19 protein-coding genes are annotated in these 15,141 nt (G+C 63.7%); 16 read left to right on the top strand and 3 right to left on the bottom strand.

Annotation, left to right across the window (positions count from 1 at the left end; translation table 11 throughout):
* Positions 1–168 precede the first annotated feature (168 nt).
* The 4 genes from AC3CB8_RS03115 (at position 169) to leuC (ending at position 4,230) form a co-directional block, all read left to right on the top strand.
* A complete protein-coding gene (locus AC3CB8_RS03115) occupies positions 169–966 on the top strand; it encodes a transporter substrate-binding domain-containing protein (protein WP_023771900.1) in 798 nt (265 codons plus the stop codon).
* 98 nt (positions 967–1,064) lie between these two features.
* Complete coding sequence (locus AC3CB8_RS03110) at positions 1,065–1,874, top strand: amino acid ABC transporter permease (protein ID WP_023771899.1); 810 nt, start codon at positions 1,065–1,067, stop codon at positions 1,872–1,874.
* A 56-nt stretch (positions 1,875–1,930) separates the two neighbouring features.
* Positions 1,931–2,566: a class I SAM-dependent DNA methyltransferase gene (locus AC3CB8_RS03105; protein WP_352563951.1), complete on the top strand. Its 636-nt coding sequence runs from the start codon at positions 1,931–1,933 to the stop codon at positions 2,564–2,566.
* Positions 2,567–2,820: 254 nt separating this feature from the next.
* Positions 2,821–4,230: a 3-isopropylmalate dehydratase large subunit gene (gene leuC, locus AC3CB8_RS03100; RefSeq protein ID WP_023771896.1), complete on the top strand. Its 1,410-nt coding sequence runs from the start codon at positions 2,821–2,823 to the stop codon at positions 4,228–4,230.
* 36 nt (positions 4,231–4,266) lie between these two features.
* On the opposite strand, the gene AC3CB8_RS03095 is transcribed toward leuC, so the two are convergent.
* Entirely contained in the window at positions 4,267–4,584 is a 318-nt protein-coding gene (locus AC3CB8_RS03095; protein WP_023771895.1) for a hypothetical protein, read from the bottom strand.
* Between the two features lie 149 nt (positions 4,585–4,733).
* On the opposite strand from AC3CB8_RS03095, the gene AC3CB8_RS03090 reads away from it, so the two are divergent.
* On the top strand, positions 4,734–5,930 hold the full coding sequence (locus tag AC3CB8_RS03090; RefSeq protein ID WP_352563952.1) for a GGDEF domain-containing protein: 1,197 nt from the start codon (positions 4,734–4,736) through the stop codon (positions 5,928–5,930).
* A gap of 75 nt (positions 5,931–6,005) precedes the next feature.
* Positions 6,006–7,223 carry a GGDEF domain-containing protein gene (locus tag AC3CB8_RS03085; RefSeq protein WP_352563953.1) on the top strand — a complete coding sequence of 406 codons (1,218 nt, stop codon included), beginning with the start codon at positions 6,006–6,008 and terminating at the stop codon, positions 7,221–7,223.
* Here AC3CB8_RS03085 and AC3CB8_RS03080 read toward each other — a convergent pair.
* Positions 7,207–7,599, bottom strand: coding sequence for a hypothetical protein (locus tag AC3CB8_RS03080; protein ID WP_435053032.1), 393 nt, complete (start codon positions 7,597–7,599; stop codon positions 7,207–7,209). The two genes, AC3CB8_RS03085 and AC3CB8_RS03080, sit on opposite strands and share 17 nt — an antisense overlap.
* Before the next feature lie 240 nt (positions 7,600–7,839).
* Between AC3CB8_RS03080 and AC3CB8_RS03075 the strand changes: the two genes are divergently transcribed.
* The 7 genes from AC3CB8_RS03075 (at position 7,840) to AC3CB8_RS03045 (ending at position 13,074) form a co-directional block, all read left to right on the top strand.
* Positions 7,840–8,265: a hypothetical protein gene (locus tag AC3CB8_RS03075; RefSeq protein WP_023771891.1), complete on the top strand. Its 426-nt coding sequence runs from the start codon at positions 7,840–7,842 to the stop codon at positions 8,263–8,265.
* Between the two features lie 258 nt (positions 8,266–8,523).
* Positions 8,524–8,940, top strand: coding sequence for a succinate dehydrogenase, cytochrome b556 subunit (sdhC, locus tag AC3CB8_RS03070; protein ID WP_023771890.1), 417 nt, complete (start codon positions 8,524–8,526; stop codon positions 8,938–8,940).
* Entirely contained in the window at positions 8,940–9,335 is a 396-nt protein-coding gene (gene sdhD / locus AC3CB8_RS03065) for a succinate dehydrogenase, hydrophobic membrane anchor protein (RefSeq protein WP_023784142.1), read from the top strand. The genes sdhC and sdhD overlap by 1 nt, the downstream gene beginning before the upstream one ends.
* A 4-nt stretch (positions 9,336–9,339) precedes the next feature.
* Positions 9,340–11,175 carry a succinate dehydrogenase flavoprotein subunit gene (sdhA, locus tag AC3CB8_RS03060; protein WP_023794796.1) on the top strand — a complete coding sequence of 612 codons (1,836 nt, stop codon included), beginning with the start codon at positions 9,340–9,342 and terminating at the stop codon, positions 11,173–11,175.
* A gap of 2 nt (positions 11,176–11,177) precedes the next feature.
* Positions 11,178–11,612, top strand: coding sequence for a DUF3052 domain-containing protein (locus tag AC3CB8_RS03055; RefSeq protein WP_352563954.1), 435 nt, complete (start codon positions 11,178–11,180; stop codon positions 11,610–11,612).
* The gene (locus AC3CB8_RS03050) at positions 11,612–12,391 is read left to right on the top strand and encodes a succinate dehydrogenase iron-sulfur subunit (RefSeq protein WP_352563955.1); all 780 of its coding nucleotides are present in this window, start codon (positions 11,612–11,614) and stop codon (positions 12,389–12,391) included. Before AC3CB8_RS03055 ends, AC3CB8_RS03050 begins: the two co-directional genes overlap by 1 nt.
* Positions 12,392–12,444: 53 nt before the next feature.
* Positions 12,445–13,074 carry a YceH family protein gene (locus AC3CB8_RS03045; RefSeq protein ID WP_352563956.1) on the top strand — a complete coding sequence of 210 codons (630 nt, stop codon included), beginning with the start codon at positions 12,445–12,447 and terminating at the stop codon, positions 13,072–13,074.
* 155 nt (positions 13,075–13,229) lie between these two features.
* Here the strand turns inward: AC3CB8_RS03045 and AC3CB8_RS03040 are convergent, their stop codons facing one another.
* Positions 13,230–13,655 (bottom strand): OsmC family protein, encoded by a 426-nt coding sequence (locus AC3CB8_RS03040; RefSeq protein ID WP_023771884.1) that lies wholly within the window; start codon positions 13,653–13,655, stop codon positions 13,230–13,232.
* 212 nt (positions 13,656–13,867) lie between these two features.
* Between AC3CB8_RS03040 and AC3CB8_RS03035 the strand changes: the two genes are divergently transcribed.
* From AC3CB8_RS03035 to AC3CB8_RS03025, 3 genes are all read left to right on the top strand, one after another.
* A complete protein-coding gene (locus tag AC3CB8_RS03035) occupies positions 13,868–14,095 on the top strand; it encodes a hypothetical protein (RefSeq protein ID WP_023784144.1) in 228 nt (75 codons plus the stop codon).
* Positions 14,092–14,448 carry a YciI family protein gene (locus tag AC3CB8_RS03030; RefSeq protein WP_023794798.1) on the top strand — a complete coding sequence of 119 codons (357 nt, stop codon included), beginning with the start codon at positions 14,092–14,094 and terminating at the stop codon, positions 14,446–14,448. Before AC3CB8_RS03035 ends, AC3CB8_RS03030 begins: the two co-directional genes overlap by 4 nt.
* 138 nt (positions 14,449–14,586) lie before the next feature.
* On the top strand, positions 14,587–15,117 hold the full coding sequence (locus tag AC3CB8_RS03025) for a hypothetical protein (protein WP_023784146.1): 531 nt from the start codon (positions 14,587–14,589) through the stop codon (positions 15,115–15,117).
* The last annotated feature ends 24 nt before the right edge of the window (positions 15,118–15,141 follow it).

Raw genomic sequence — 15,141 nt, 5'->3', positions numbered from 1 at the left:
CGCGGCAAGGACTGTCCTCAAAAACCGCCCCCCGGAAGCACTGGAATCCACGTCAACGCGCAAGGTCGCAGTGGAGCCGTCTTGCAAGGCGCTCGCGGAAAGCTAAAGTCGGCGCCGATTTCTCTGCCGCGCAAGCAGCGCGCGGCCAATCATTTCGGGGAGTGTGTCATGACCAAATCGAAAATGCTGCTGGCCGGCCTGTTGGCTCTGGTCCTGGCGCCCGTTGCCGCCTTCGCGCAAGCGCTGCCCGATCTCGGCGGCAAGAAGGTGGTGGTGGTGACCGAAAACGCCTATCCGCCGCTGCAGTTCATCGATGCCAAGACGGGAAAACAGATCGGCTGGGAATATGACGCTATGAACGAGATCGCCAAGCGGCTCAATTTCAAGGTCGAGTACCAGAACACCTCCTGGGATGCGATGATCCAGGCGGTCTCCGACAACCAGTACAACATCGGCATGACCGGCATCACCATCAAGGACGACCGCAAGCAGAAGGTCGATTTCTCCGATCCCTATATGCGCTCGGAACAATTCATGCTGGTGCGCGGCGATGAAAGCCGTTTCACCGACGCCAAGACCTTCGGCGCCTTCAAGGACGGGCTGATCGGCGCGCAGGCCGGCACCACGCCGTTCTACACCGCCGTCTACAGTGTGCTCGACGGCAATGAGCAGAACCCGCGTATCAAACTGTTCGAGACGTTTGGCGCCACCGTGCAGGCACTGAAATCCGGCGACGTCGATGTCGTGCTGACAGACGGCACCGCCGGCAAGGGTTATGTCGATGCTTCGGAGGGTAAGCTGAAGCTGATCGGCGGCCCGCTCGGCACCGAGGATTTCGGCTTCATCTTTCCCAAGGGATCCGACCTCGTGAAGCCGGTCAACGCGGCGATCGCGGCGCTGAAGGCGGATGGCACGCTGGATGCGCTGAACAAGAAGTGGTTCCTTGATTACAAGATGGGGCAGTGAGCCGTCTTGACGCGGGCGGAGCGCGTGAGGGAACTCGCGCCGAGTTTGCGTCTGGGGGACGCCTGGGCGCCATCCTTCGATACTCTTTACGCCGCCTAATGGCAGCCCCCACCATCTCCAAACCCGACTTCCCCTGGTGGCTCGCTGTTGCCGGTATCCTTGCGCTGGCCGCTGCCCTCGCCATCGCCGCCAGCGATCTCTATGCGCAGGTCTTCGCCACTGTCGCCAAGGGCATCGGCATCACCGTCTTCGTCACCGTGATCGCCTTCGTCCTGGCGTCGGTGATCGGCCTCGGCATCGCTTTGATGGGACTGTCGGGTTCGGCCTGGCTGCGGCAGATCGCGCGCTTCTATGTCGAGATCATTCGGGGCGTGCCGATCCTGGTGCTGCTGTTCTGGATAGCCTTTGCCGGCGCGCCGGCCTTCGTCGCGGCCTGGAACGGGCTGACCGCGCCTTTGCAGAATGCCGGCGTCCTCGGCGAATTGCTGGTGCGTGACGTGTCGTTACTGTGGCGCGCCATCATGGCGCTGACCATCGGCTATTCCGCTTTCATCTCCGAGGTTTTTCGCGCCGGCATCCAGTCGGTCGAGAAAGGTCAGATCGAGGCGGCCAAGGCACTCGGGCTTTCGCGCACGCAGCGTTTCCGACTGATCGTGTTTCCGCAGGCCATCCGCACCATTTTGCCGCCGCTCGGCAACGACTTCGTCGCCATGGTCAAGGATTCCTCCCTGGTCTCGGTGCTCGGCGTCGCCGACATCACGCAGATGGGCAAAATCTACGCCGCCGGCTCGTTCCGCTTCTTCGAGACCTATTCGATAACAGCCTACATCTATCTCATCCTCACCGTTGGCCTGTCGCTGGCGCTCAGGGCGCTGGAGCGGCGTTTGCGCCGCCAGCACGAGCGATAGAAGTCCGGCGCGGGCCGGGCTACGATCGCCATGAGACGCTCGGGAGGATGCAGGCGATGAATGTCGACAAGGCCAACGCGGCACTGGATTCGGTCTATTCGGCCGACACACCGGAAGGGCTGGCCAAGGCTTATGCCGACTGGGCAGCGACCTATGACAGCGAGACCGCTTCGCTCGGGTATCTGCTGCCGTTCCTGATCACCGCCTGGGTGGCGCGACATGTGCCGGCGGGCGAAGGCCCGCTGCTCGATGCCGGCTGCGGCACCGGCCTGTCGGCGCCGTCGCTGAAGGCGCTGGGCTACGGCGAGATCGCCGGGCTCGACCTCTCCGACGACATGCTCAAGATCGCCGGCAGCCGCAATGCCTACAGGGATTTGAAAAAGGCGATGCTCGGCGGTCCGCTGCCCTGGCCGGACGGGCACTTTCGCGCCTTCTTCTCCACCGGTGTGTTCACCATCAGCCATGCGGCGGCCACCGGCCTGCGCGAGCTTGTCCGCATCACGCGAAAGGGCGGCCACGCCATCTTCACCGTGCGCGACCAGGTGTTTGAGAGCGGCGGATTTCAGGCCGTGTTCGACGAATTGGAGCAGGCGAGAAAATGGCGGCCGGTCGAGCAAAGTCCGTGGTTCCGCTGCTATGCGATCGCCGAGCCGGATGCGCTGGTGAAGACTTTTGTGTTCGAGGTGATGTAAGCCGAGGGAGAAGTGCTGGCGACACGCCGCAATTGCCGAAAAGCCAAAACATTGCTATCTAGCCCGCCATGGAAAAGCTTTTCAGCGATCCGGCCTACAAGGGTTTCGTGCTGCAGGACAGAAAACGCCTGCCGTCGCGCTTTTCCGCGCGCGTGTCCGGCGCCCTGACCAGCCGACTTCGCTGATCCCTGACGGCCGGCCGCGGGCTTGCGGCATCAGCTCTTTCCCATTCTCATATCGACGGATTTACGCACATGAGCGCACCGCGCACCCTCTACGACAAGATTTTCGACGACCATGTCGTCGACCGCCAGGACGACGGCACCTGCCTGCTCTACATCGACCGCCACCTCGTCCATGAGGTGACCAGCCCGCAGGCCTTCGAAGGCCTGCGCATGAGCGGCCGGAAAGTCCGTCACCCGGAAAAGACGCTGGCTGTCGTCGACCACAACGTCTCGACCTCGCCCGAGCGCAAGTTCGGCATCAAGAACGAGGAAAGCCGCATCCAGGTCGAAGCGCTGGCCAAGAACGCCAGGGATTTCGGCGTCGAATATTATTCGGAGAACGATATCCGCCAGGGCATCGTCCACATCATCGGCCCCGAGCAGGGCTTTACCTTGCCCGGCATGACCATCGTCTGCGGCGACAGCCACACCTCCACGCATGGCGCTTTCGGCGCGCTGGCGCATGGTATAGGCACGTCGGAAGTCGAGCATGTACTGGCAACGCAAACGCTGATCCAGCGCAAGGCCAAGAACATGCTGGTGCGCGTCGATGGCGTGCTGCCGGAAGGCGTCACCGCCAAGGACATCATCCTTGCCATCATCGGCGAGATCGGCACCGCCGGCGGCACCGGCTATGTCATCGAATATGCCGGCGAGGCGATCCGTGCGCTGTCGATGGAAGGCCGCATGACGATCTGCAACATGTCGATCGAGGGCGGCGCGCGCGCCGGCCTGATCGCGGCCGACGAGACCACCTTCGCCTATGTCAAGGACAAGCCGCGCGCGCCGAAGGGCGCTGCCTGGGACGCGGCGCTCGAATACTGGAAGACGCTGCAGACCGACGAAGGCGCGCATTTCGACAAGGTGATCGTGCTCGACGCGGCCAAGCTGCCGCCGATCGTCTCCTGGGGCTCCTCGCCCGAGGATGTCGTCTCCGTGCAGGGCATCGTGCCGAACCCGGAAGACATCACCGACGAGAACAAGCGCACCTCCAAGCTGCGCGCGCTCGACTATATGGGCCTGACGCCGGGGACGAAGATCACCGACATCACGCTCGACCGCGTCTTCATCGGCTCCTGCACCAACGGTCGTATCGAGGATCTGCGCGCCGTCGCCAAGGTGGTCGAGGGCAAGACGGTCAGCCCGCATGTCGATGCCATGATCGTGCCGGGCTCCGGCCTGGTCAAGGAGCAGGCCGAAGCCGAGGGGCTGGACAAGATCTTCCGCGCCGCCGGGTTCGACTGGCGCGAGCCGGGCTGTTCGATGTGCCTGGCCATGAACGACGACCGGCTGAAGCCGCATGAGCGCTGCGCCTCGACCTCGAACCGCAATTTCGAGGGCCGCCAGGGCTTCAAGGGCCGCACCCACCTGGTGTCGCCGGCCATGGCGGCGGCGGCGGCGATTGCCGGCCACTTCGTCGACATTCGCGACTGGAAATAAGCCAGGCTGGACTTGACCCGAACCTTGCGGCTCGGGTCAAGTCTTCCTGTCGCGCCGGATGAGTTCGTGGAATTCCTCGCGGCGACCAGGTTCGTCCGCCGCGACCACGAGCGCCAACTGCTCTTCGTCGAAGAGCTTGAACCACTCGTCCCATTCGACAAGCTCATAGCCGCCGGCGTTGACGGGCCGTTCCGGCTGGTCCTGGTCCTGATAGGCGTGCTGGCCGAAGACCAGCCTAAGCATGGGCTGCGTCCCAGCCTCTGGCGATATGTCGACGATTGCGGGAAAGCCGGCACGCCCGGCAGCCCATGAACGGATTGCATCGTGGTCGGTCAATGTGATCGTGTCGGCCATGGCCTGCTCCTGGATTGTGGATTCAGGAACGCTTCCGACAGCACCGGGTTCCCGCAAACATACGGCGCCGACAGCCCAGGCTTAACGGCTTGTTTGGGCTTGCCCGATAAGGTCTTCCGCGACGTCAGCAGAGGGGAAGTCACGGCCCTTTGGACACCGGCCTGTTCATAGCGTTGCTCAATCCGACGATCGCGCTGGCGCTCGGCGCGGCCTTCCTCATGCTGTGGTTCCACCAGCGTCATCGCCCCTATCTGGCCGTGCTGGCGCTCAGTTACTGCGTCTCGGCGCCCGGCTTCCTGTTCCAATATTTCACCTTGCCCATCGGTGTGACGCTGACCAAGCTGGTCTCGAACCTCTGCTTCACCATTGCCGCCTGTTGCCTGTCCGGCGCCATCATCGCCCGCTACGGCAGGAAGGTGCCCGGCGCGGGGATCGCCGTGCTGGCGGGCGGCGGCCTTGCGGCATTCGCGTGGTTCCTGTTCGTCACCCCGGATCTCACCTGGCGGATCCTGGCGATGAATTTCGGTTTCGGCGGCGTCAGCCTGCTCGTCGCCGCCGAACTGCGTCCGGTGCGCAACAATGGTCCGACAGAAAAGATCCTGTTTGTGCTGTCGCTGCTGTCCGGCGTCAATTTCTTCGTGCGCACCCTGGCGGTCGTCATCGCGCACGGGCCCTTCGCCAGCTATGACGGTTTCTACGGCTCGTCCTACTGGACGACGGCGCTGCTGTCGCACGCGCTGCTGTCGCTGCTGATCGCGCTTTGCCTCTTCACCGCCGCCGCGCTCGACGTGATGAAGGCGCTGAAGACCGAGACCCATACCGATCCGCTTTCGGGGCTGCTCAACCGCCGGGGTTTCGAGGAGCGCGCCGCCATGCTGCTGCAGCGTTGCGCCGCGGCCAAATTCCCGGTGGCGCTGGTGCTGGCCGACCTCGACCATTTCAAGGCGCTCAACGATATGCACGGGCATGCCGCCGGCGACCGCGTGATCGCGGATTTTGCCGGGAAGCTGCGCTCGGCCACGGGAGCACGAGGTGCCGCGGGGCGCATCGGCGGCGAGGAATTCGCCGTGCTTTTGCCGCTGACCGATCTCGCCGCGGCGCGGCTGTTCGCCGAGGCGGTGCGCACACTCTATTCGGCTGGCGGCGTCGACGGGCTTCCCGCCGGCACCAAGGTCACCGCCAGCTTCGGCGTGGCGGCCCGCAGCGGCGAGGAGACGCTGGAACCGTTGATGCGACGGGCCGACGAGGCGCTTTACAAGGCCAAGAAAAACGGTCGCGACAGCGTGCGCCTCTCCTATGAGCGACCGGAGACGGTGTTCGTGCCGGAGCCGCTCAAGGCCAGCTGACCGCCGCGTCCGCGCTTCGCGTTAACGTCTTTTTCGCCCGTCGATGTTTAGCTGTCGGCGGGGGTCTGAGGATAGATGAGCGGCGCCAACTTCATCCTGTTGATCAATCTGGCGGTTGCCGGGCTGCTGGCGGCATCCTTCATGGCTGTCTCGTTCCACGATGCCGGCCGCGCGCCGGCGCGCTGGCTGGCGTCAGCCTATGTCCTCGGCGTGGTCTATTCAGCGATCGAATTCAGCATTCCGGCCTTCAACGATGCGCGGCTTGCCGTGGTTACGGCCTTTGCCGTCTTCCTCGGCGCCACCATTGCCTTCAACGGCGGACTTGCCCGCAAATATGGCGTGGCGCCGCCATGGACGCCGATGCTGTTCTTCCTGGCCGCAACCACCATCGCGGTCTATTTCGTGCAGGATCTGCCGCGCCAGTCGCTCACCCGCATCATGGCCTACCAGCTGCCCTACGCCGCCATGCAGTTCGTTGGCCTTGGCATCGTCTGGACGTCCAGGCAAAGCCGCGGTCGGCTCGATCTGATCTTGATGGCGGTGCTGGCGGCCAGCGGCCTGCAGTTTGCCTCAAAGCCGTTCATCGCGCATGCGCTCGGCGGCTGGGGCGCCAATCCGCAGGCCTATCTGCAAAGCAGCTACGCGCTGGTGTCGCAGTCGCTGGGCACTGTCTTTGCCTTGGCGCTGGCGCTGCTGACGCTGGGCATTCTCGTTCGCGATGTGCTTGCCGAAGTGACGTCGAAGTCGGAGGTGGACACGCTGTCGGGCCTGCTCAACCGTGGCGGCTTCACGCGTCATGCGGAGCTGGCCGTACACGACGCCAGGCGCCTGGGGGTGCCGGTGGCGATGGTCATCGCCGATCTCGATCATTTCAAGTCCGTCAACGACAGCTTCGGCCATGCGTCCGGCGACCGGGTGATCGAGGCCTTTGCCGGCCTGCTGCGAGAAGCGGCCGAGGGCCATCACGTGCTTGGCCGCATCGGTGGCGAGGAGTTCGCCGTTATCCTGACAGGCGCCAACCTTGCAGCCGCCCGGCTGTTCGCGGAAGGCACCCGCCACGCCTTCGGCGCATTGCCTATCAGCGGGTTGCCGGCCGACAACCGCTGCACGTCGAGCTTCGGCGTTGCCGAGCTCCACGTGAGCGAAGGCTTTTCCGACCTGATGCGGCGCGCGGATGAAGCGCTCTACCTGGCAAAGAACGCCGGGCGCGACTGCGTACGTGTCTCCACCGGGCCAGCCGATGGGCTGGCGGTGGTCAAAATCGGCCAAGCCCGCATCAACGGCAGGGGCTGAGCTCCGGCATTTCGCCGTCGGACAGGCCGTACATATAGGAGCGGCCCTTGACGAACACTGGTGGGCGATAGCAGTCCCCTTCGCCCGATATGTCGTCGGATTCGTCTTGGTAGATCACCTTGGGCTGGCCGGCGCTGGTGTAGTCGGACAATTGCCTGGCCAGCTTGCCTTCGCCGACGATGATGCGCTTGTAGCCGGCTGCGCTGTCGATGACGAGATTGCCGAACGAATCGGCGTAGACGCGGTCATGATGGCGCAAGCCGGCCTCGGCCGGCGCGGCCACGGTGACGGCAAGCGCTGCCAGCGTGAGGGCCGCGAGGCTTGTCCGCACTGATTTGGTCCGCACTGATTTGGCCCGCTCTGATTTCGACCGCATGTCGCTCTCCCTGTGTCGGCGCGAGAGAGATCGCGCCCCGATCTGATCCGAATCGGAAATTAACCTTTTCTTAACCTTTGTTAAGGGGAGGAGCGGCCCGACGACCGTTTCTTAATGAACATGGTTAATTTCACGGGCGCCGCCGATGTCCCCAATGGGTCGACATGGCCGGTCTAATCCGGGGTAAACTTGATCTTGGCGCGCCGCGTGGCTAGCGTGCCGGCCATGAGGGGGCAGCACATGATGTTTGACCGAACGCTTCGGGTGTCGTTCGCTATTCCGCTGCTTCTCGCGGCTGGAGCCTGTGTGCCGGAGGACGGCGCGCCCAAGGCCGCCAACACAGCGACACCCCTGGTGGCGCCTGCCGCTCCCGTCCAGCAACAGTCCGCGCGACCGGCGACCAAGATCACCACCGATCTCACCGCCCCGCGCTTCACCACGGGCACTGCCACCTACAGATGCGGCAATGGCGGCATGATCACCATTCAAAACCTCGGCACGTCGCTGCGCGTGGTCGGCCAGGAGGGCGTCACCGAGGAGTTCGCGGCGTCACCGGCAAACCAGAGCAGCCGGTACCAAGCGGTCACGCATGACGCAATCGTGATCGACGGACGCGAGGCGCTGGTGATGAAGAGGGGGTCCACACCGCGGACCTGCACCCGGTGAGACACAAATCTCGACACGGCCGCGCCCCTATCCAGATATGCTGCACTGCAGCGATATCGAGCCGGCTTCGGCCGCTCCACCCGCTAATCGATTGAAGCCGTATCCGACCTTTTAGTCAGACTAAATTACGTTTTCGAAACGGTTTTCTGGCTTTGACGCGGTGCAAAAAGAGCATTAGAAACCGGCTGTCCGAAGTCGCAACCGGAAGCGGCAATGCCGCATTTCCACCTGAGCGGCAGACGCCGAACTGGGGCAGCCATGAGCAAATCACCAGCCACCCAAGCCAGACGCGAAAGGCCGCTGTCGCCGCACCTGAGCGTGTACCGGCCGCCGATCACCATGACGATGTCGATCATCCACCGCATCACCGGGGGCGCGCTTTACTTCGGCACGCTGCTGGTTGCCGTCTGGCTGATGGCGGCGGCATCCTCGCAGCCGGCTTTCGATTGGGTGAACTGGGCCTTCGGCACATGGCTCGGGCGGCTGATCCTGTTCGGCTATAGCTGGGCGCTGATGCATCACATGCTCGGCGGTGTCCGCCATCTGATCTGGGACACCGGCGCCGGGCTTGAAAAGCACGCCGCCTCGAGGATCGCCTGGGCGACGCTTGCCGGCTCGATTCTGCTCACGCTGCTGATCTGGGTCGCCGGCACCATGGCGCGGGGAGCTTTGTGATGAGTGCGAAGAACACCGACATGCGCACCCCGCTGGCCAGGGTGCGCGGCCTGGGCTCGGCCCGCGAAGGCACCGGGCATTTCTGGCGCCAGCGGCTGACGGCGATCGCCAACATCCCGCTGATCCTGTTTTTCACCGGGTTCCTGATCGCGCTCAACGGTGCCGGTTATGCGCAGGTGCGGACAGCGCTCGCCAACCCGTTCGTGGCATTGGTCATGGCCCTGGTGCTCATCTCGCCGCTCTACCATATGCGGATCGGCATGCAGGTGATCATCGAGGACTATGTGCATGGCGAAGGCATGAAGCTGGCGCTGATCGCCCTCAACACATTCTTCACCATAGCGGTCGGCGTCGCTTCGCTCTTCGCCCTGCTGAAACTGGCATTCGGAGGCTGAAGTCTTGGCCCAGGACACGAAATCAGCCAACACATCAGGCTACACCTTTGTCGATCACAAGTTCGACGTGGTCGTCGTCGGCGCCGGCGGCGCCGGGCTTCGCGCCACGCTTGGCATGGCCGAACAGGGCCTGCGCACCGCCTGCATCACCAAGGTGTTCCCGACCCGCTCGCACACGGTTGCCGCGCAAGGCGGCATCGCCGCGTCGCTGTCCAACATGGGCCCGGATTCCTGGCAGTGGCACATGTACGACACCGTCAAGGGCTCGGACTGGCTGGGCGATGTCGATGCAATGGAATATCTGGTGCGTGAAGCCCCGGCCGCCGTTTACGAACTCGAACATTACGGCGTGCCGTTCTCGCGCACCGAAGAGGGCAAGATCTACCAGCGGCCGTTCGGCGGCCACATGATGAACTATGGCGACGGGCCGCCGGTGCAGCGCACTTGTGCGGCCGCCGACCGCACCGGCCATGCCATCCTGCACACGCTCTACGGCCAGTCGCTGAAGAACAACGCGCAGTTCTTCATCGAGTATTTCGCGCTCGATCTGATCATGGAACCGGACGGCACCTGCACAGGCGTCGTAGCGTGGAATTTGGACGACGGCACCATCCACCGCTTCTCGGCCAAGATGGTGGTGCTGGCGACCGGCGGCTATGGGCGCGCCTATTTTTCGGCGACCTCGGCGCACACCTGCACCGGCGACGGTGGCGGCATGGCGGCGCGGGCGGGGTTCCCGTTGCAGGACATGGAGTTCGTGCAGTTTCACCCGACCGGAATCTATGGCGCCGGCTGCCTGATTACCGAGGGCGCGCGCGGCGAGGGCGGCTATCTCGTCAACTCCGAGGGCGAACGCTTCATGGAGCGCTACGCACCGTCGGCCAAGGACCTCGCCTCGCGTGATGTCGTCTCGCGCTGCATGACGCTGGAAATTCGCGAGGGCCGCGGCGTCGGCAAGGCCAAGGACCACATCTTCCTGCACCTCGATCATCTCGATCCGGCGGTCTTGCACGAAAGGCTTCCAGGCATTTCGGAGTCGGCGAAAATCTTCGCCGGCGTCGACCTGACCAAGGAGCCGATCCCGGTGCTGCCGACGGTGCACTACAATATGGGCGGCGTGCCGACCAATTATTGGGGCGAGGTGCTCAATCCAACCGCGGACAACCCCGACCGGGTCTCGCCCGGCCTGATGGCGGTCGGCGAGGCCGGTTGCGCTTCCGTGCACGGCGCCAACCGGCTTGGCTCGAACTCGCTGATCGACCTCGTGGTGTTCGGCCGCGCCGCGGCGATCCGCGCCGGCCAGGTCATTGACCGCAAGGCGGCGATCCCGTCGCCCAACCAGGCTTCGGTCGACAAGATCATGGATCGCTTCGACCGGCTCCGCCACGCCAACGGCTCGACGCCGACGGCTGTCCTTCGTGAAAAGATGCAAAAGGCGATGCAGGAAGATGCCGCGGTGTTCCGCACGCAGGAATCTCTCGAAAGCGGCTGCAAGCGTATTTCGGAAATCTGGACCGAGCTCAAGGATCTCAAAGTCTTCGACCGCTCGATGATCTGGAACTCGGACCTGGTGGAGACTCTGGAACTGGAAAACCTGATGGCCAACGCCATCACCACCGTCTATGGCGCCGAGGCGCGCAAGGAGAGCCGTGGCGCGCATGCTCGGGAAGATTTTTCCGCACGCGACGACGCCAACTGGCGCAAGCATACGCTCGCCCATCTCAGCGAGGACGGCACGGTGACGCTGACCTATCGGCCGGTGCACACCGAACCGCTGCTGGCCGAAAAGGACGGTGGCATCAGTCTGGCCAAGATTGCGCCGAAGGCCAGGGTGTACTGAGGATGGCGACGGCGGCGGGATATTCCGGTACGCCCCTTGCGGCCAAGCTCGGCCTGAAGGATGGGATGATTGCCGCCTTCATCGCACTGCCGCCCGAACTCGCGCACCTCGCCGAGGCCGTCGATTTTGCCTACGTCGACCGGCTGGCCGATTGGTCCGACATTTCGGGCGCGGTGCTGAAATACGACGCCGTCCACGCCTTCACGAGACAGCGCGCCGAGATCGAGGAGCGCCTCGGCGCACTCGAGACGGCGATCAAGCGCGACGGCATGGTCTGGGTCTCCTGGCCAAAGAAGGCCTCGAAAGTGGCCGCCGACGTCACCGAGGGCGTTGTCCGCGCTGAAGCGCTCAAGCTCGATCTTGTCGACGTCAAGGTCGCCGCCGTGAACGAAATCTGGTCCGGGCTGAAGCTCGTCATCCGAAAGGACCTGAGGTAATGGTCGAACTCACACTCCCAAAGAACTCGAAGGTCCAGCAGGGCAAGACCTGGCCGAAGCCGGAGGGCGCCACCAATTTCAGAGAATACCGCATCTATCGCTGGTCGCCGGACGACGACGAGAACCCGCGCATGGACACCTATTTCGTCGACATGGACGATTGCGGGCCGATGGTGCTCGACGCGCTGCTGTGGATCAAAAACAAGATCGACCCGACGCTGACCTTGCGCCGCTCCTGCCGCGAAGGCATTTGCGGTTCCTGCGCCATGAACATCGACGGTTCGAACACGCTCGCCTGCACCAAGGGCTGCGACGACATATCGGGCGCGGTCAAGATCTACCCGCTGCCGCATATGCCCGTTATCAAGGACCTGGTGCCCGATCTTACCAATTTCTATGCCCAGCACGCCTCCATCGAGCCATGGCTGAAGACGGTGTCGCCAACGCCGGCCAAGGAATGGTTGCAGAGCCACGAGGACCGCGAAAAGCTCGACGGGCTCTACGAGTGTATATTGTGCGCCTGCTGCTCGACCTCGTGCCCGAGTTACTGGTGGAACGGCGACCGCTATCTCGGCCCGGCGACGCTGCTGCAGGCCTATCGCTGGCTGATTGACAGCCGCGACGAGGCCAAGGGGGAACGGCTCGACAATCTCGAAGACCCGTTCCGGCTCTATCGCTGCCACACCATCATGAACTGCGCGCAGACCTGCCCGAAGGGGCTCAATCCCGCGAAGGCGATCGCCGAGATCAAGAAGATGATGGTGGAGAGAAGGGTTTAGTCCGGCAGCACGGAGGACGCTGTCCCGCCAAACTCGAAAGCATAGCCAATCTCATGAGCGAAGACCTTCCCACCCTCTCTCCTGCCGAAGCCCGCGTGCTCGGCTGCCTAATCGAGAAGAAAGAGCTGACGCCGGACGTCTATCCGCTGACGCTCAATGCCGCACTTGCCGCCGCCAACCAGAAGACGGCGCGTGAGCCGGTCATGGCGCTGGAACAGACGGAGGTGCATAGGGCGCTGAAACTGCTTGAGCAGAAGGGACTTGTACGGCAGATGTTCGGTTCGCGCGTGGAGCGCTACGAGCATCAGATGGCGCAGCGTTTCTCGCTGACCACGCCGCAGACCGCGTTGCTCGGTCTGCTCTTGCTGCGCGGACCTCAGACGGCACATGAGCTCCTGGCGCGCGCTGAGCGCATGGCGCGGTTTTCATCGATCGAAGACCTGCGCGGCGAACTCGACATGCTGATCGGCCGCCGGCCGCCATCGGTCCAGGAAATCCCGCGCGGGCCAGGCCAACGCGAGGACCGCTACGTGCATCTCCTCGCCGGTCCGGTGGATGTTGCCGTCCTCTCGGCTCAGCGCAGTGCGCCGGCCGCGCCTGCCTCCAATCTGGAAGCGAGGTTGGAGGCGCTGGAGCAGGAAGTCGCGGCCCTTCGCGCCCGGCTTGACGCGCTGGGCGGTTGAGGCCGCCAATCCGAGACGTCGACGGGACGGCGCCCTCTGTCCTGCCGGGCATCTCCCTCACGATGGGCCAGATTGGATGCTGCAACCGCCCCGCCAATCTCCGATGCAGGAACGCCGGCCCTGGAGCCGGCGTTTGTCACTTCAGGCCAAACCCTTCAGCCAAGCCTGGCGTCGAGCGAAACCTTGATCGCGCCGAGCGCTTGAGAGACCGGGCATTCGGCCTTGGCCTTCTCGGCCAATTCCTTGAACTTCGCCGCATCGATGCCGGGCACCTTGCCGACCAGGGTGATGGCGCTGCCGGTGATGCCGGTGCCGGGAACCAGCGTGACCACGGCCTTGGCGTCGAGTTCTTGCGCCGGCGTGCCGTTTTCGGCGAGGAAATGCGAGAGCTGCATGGCGTAGCAGCCGGCATGGGCGGCCGCGATCAGTTCTTCCGGATTGGTGCCGGATTTGCCGCTTTCGTCCTCGAAGCGCGCCTTGAACGAATAGGGCGTACCCTTCAGGGTTCCGCTCTGCGTGTCGAGCGTGCCCTTGCCCTCTTTCAAATTGCCTTTCCAGACGGCGTTTGCGGTGCGGTCCATGAAGTCCTCCTGGGTTGTCGTGAACTTGTCCTGGGTGAGCCAGCGTCCGGCCAACTATAGCGCGGACGTGGGCGAAGACCACTGCGCTGTTTGGACCACGGCACGATGACGGCCTTTTCCGCCGAAAAAATACCCATGCAAAAATGTCGGCTTCCATCCGGGCCGCTCGTCCTGCGGGCGGCCACGGGATTTGTGGCCGGATGGAGGTTCACATGGACAATCTGTTTTTCGCGCTATGGAAGAGGCCAGGCCGCGGGCCTGAGCGACAGGAGGACTTCTGGCTGGACCCGCCGGCGTCCGGCCTCGGCAGGCTGCTGGCGGCCCTTGCCATCATCACGGTCGCGGAATGCCTTCTCGACCATGCGGCAACGGTCGCGGGCAAGGCTGACATGGTTGTCGCCGCAGCCTATGGTTTGTCACAAGAAGGAAGCTCGAGATGAAATATGTCTGCCTGGTCTACGGTGAGGAAAAAGACCTGCATGCGCTGACCGCCGAGGGTGCCGCCAAGCTCGATGCCGACTCGCTGGCCTATGACAGGTCATTGGATCAACAAGGCAAGCTGATCATCGCGCAGGCACTGCAATCGGTGAAGACGTCGAAGACCGTACGGCGGCGCAAGGGCAAGCAGCTGATCACCGACGGGCCGTTCGCAGAAACGAAGGAGCAGTTGCTCGGTTTCGTCATGATCGAAGCGCAGGATCTCGACGAGGCGCTGGACATCGCCAGTGAGATTCCCCTGGCCGAAATCGGCACGATCGAGGTGCGCGCGATCTACAATGTGCCGGGGTCATAATTCCCTGTCATGCGCTCACTTGGAAACCAGTACGTTCTGTTGAGCGAACGTCCCGTCTTGCCGGGGCTCAATTTCTTGCGTGTTGAAGCAAGCCACGAGTTCTCCTATCGTCGCCCCAAGACTTTAGGGGATTTGGACATGCCTTTCCTGATTGCTGTCCTTGGCGTGCTCGGAGCGGCGGCATTGTGGTGGTACCGGATGAAGGCGATGAACGACGCCGCGCGGGAGGTCGCCGAAGTCGTCGGGCGCGTTCAAGGCAACATCAGGCGCAAGAAGCTGCGCAAGCAGGCCGCACTCTCGCCGCTGACGGCGATCGATGATCCGGTCGTGGCGGCCGCGACGCTGATCACCGCGATCGTTTCGGAAGATGGCCCTGTTCTGCCGCGGCGCGAGGCCGTCATTCGCGAGGTGATTTCGCAGATCGCGGCCGGGCCGAAGAAGACCGACGAGGCGGTCGTCTACGCCAAGTGGGCCGCGTCGCAGATAGACGACACCACCATCGTCATCGACAAGCTGGCGCCCTTCCTGCGCGAACGCCTCGACCCGAACGAACGGGACGATCTGCTGCAAATGCTGAACCGGGTGGCTCAGGGCGGAGAGCAGAGCCTGAAGATACCCGACCAGCGCATGCTGCGACTGCGCCAGAAGCTTGGTTTTGAAGTGAACTGAGATCGCCTCGGCGATTGGCGCGAA

Source organism: Mesorhizobium sp. P160927, from assembly GCF_057766385.1.
The sequence above is the reverse complement of the archived record's forward strand: the minus strand, read 5'-3'. Positions and strand labels throughout refer to the sequence as shown.

Excerpts from the sequence above, each read along its gene's own strand:
- AC3CB8_RS03115 (WP_023771900.1), top strand. The coding sequence starts at position 169 with ATGACCAAATCGAAAATGCTGCTGGCCGGCCTGTTGGCTCTGGTCCTG.
- AC3CB8_RS03110 (WP_023771899.1), top strand. The coding sequence starts at position 1,065 with ATGGCAGCCCCCACCATCTCCAAACCCGACTTCCCCTGGTGGCTCGCT.
- AC3CB8_RS03105 (WP_352563951.1), top strand. The coding sequence starts at position 1,931 with ATGAATGTCGACAAGGCCAACGCGGCACTGGATTCGGTCTATTCGGCC.
- leuC (WP_023771896.1), top strand. The coding sequence starts at position 2,821 with ATGAGCGCACCGCGCACCCTCTACGACAAGATTTTCGACGACCATGTC.
- AC3CB8_RS03095 (WP_023771895.1), bottom strand. The coding sequence starts at position 4,584 with ATGGCCGACACGATCACATTGACCGACCACGATGCAATCCGTTCATGG.
- AC3CB8_RS03085 (WP_352563953.1), top strand. The coding sequence starts at position 6,006 with ATGAGCGGCGCCAACTTCATCCTGTTGATCAATCTGGCGGTTGCCGGG.
- AC3CB8_RS03080 (WP_435053032.1), bottom strand. The coding sequence starts at position 7,599 with ATGCGGTCGAAATCAGAGCGGGCCAAATCAGTGCGGACCAAATCAGTG.
- AC3CB8_RS03075 (WP_023771891.1), top strand. The coding sequence starts at position 7,840 with ATGATGTTTGACCGAACGCTTCGGGTGTCGTTCGCTATTCCGCTGCTT.
- sdhC (WP_023771890.1), top strand. The coding sequence starts at position 8,524 with ATGAGCAAATCACCAGCCACCCAAGCCAGACGCGAAAGGCCGCTGTCG.
- sdhD (WP_023784142.1), top strand. The coding sequence starts at position 8,940 with ATGAGTGCGAAGAACACCGACATGCGCACCCCGCTGGCCAGGGTGCGC.
- AC3CB8_RS03055 (WP_352563954.1), top strand. The coding sequence starts at position 11,178 with ATGGCGACGGCGGCGGGATATTCCGGTACGCCCCTTGCGGCCAAGCTC.
- AC3CB8_RS03050 (WP_352563955.1), top strand. The coding sequence starts at position 11,612 with ATGGTCGAACTCACACTCCCAAAGAACTCGAAGGTCCAGCAGGGCAAG.
- AC3CB8_RS03045 (WP_352563956.1), top strand. The coding sequence starts at position 12,445 with ATGAGCGAAGACCTTCCCACCCTCTCTCCTGCCGAAGCCCGCGTGCTC.
- AC3CB8_RS03040 (WP_023771884.1), bottom strand. The coding sequence starts at position 13,655 with ATGGACCGCACCGCAAACGCCGTCTGGAAAGGCAATTTGAAAGAGGGC.
- AC3CB8_RS03035 (WP_023784144.1), top strand. The coding sequence starts at position 13,868 with ATGGACAATCTGTTTTTCGCGCTATGGAAGAGGCCAGGCCGCGGGCCT.
- AC3CB8_RS03030 (WP_023794798.1), top strand. The coding sequence starts at position 14,092 with ATGAAATATGTCTGCCTGGTCTACGGTGAGGAAAAAGACCTGCATGCG.
- AC3CB8_RS03025 (WP_023784146.1), top strand. The coding sequence starts at position 14,587 with ATGCCTTTCCTGATTGCTGTCCTTGGCGTGCTCGGAGCGGCGGCATTG.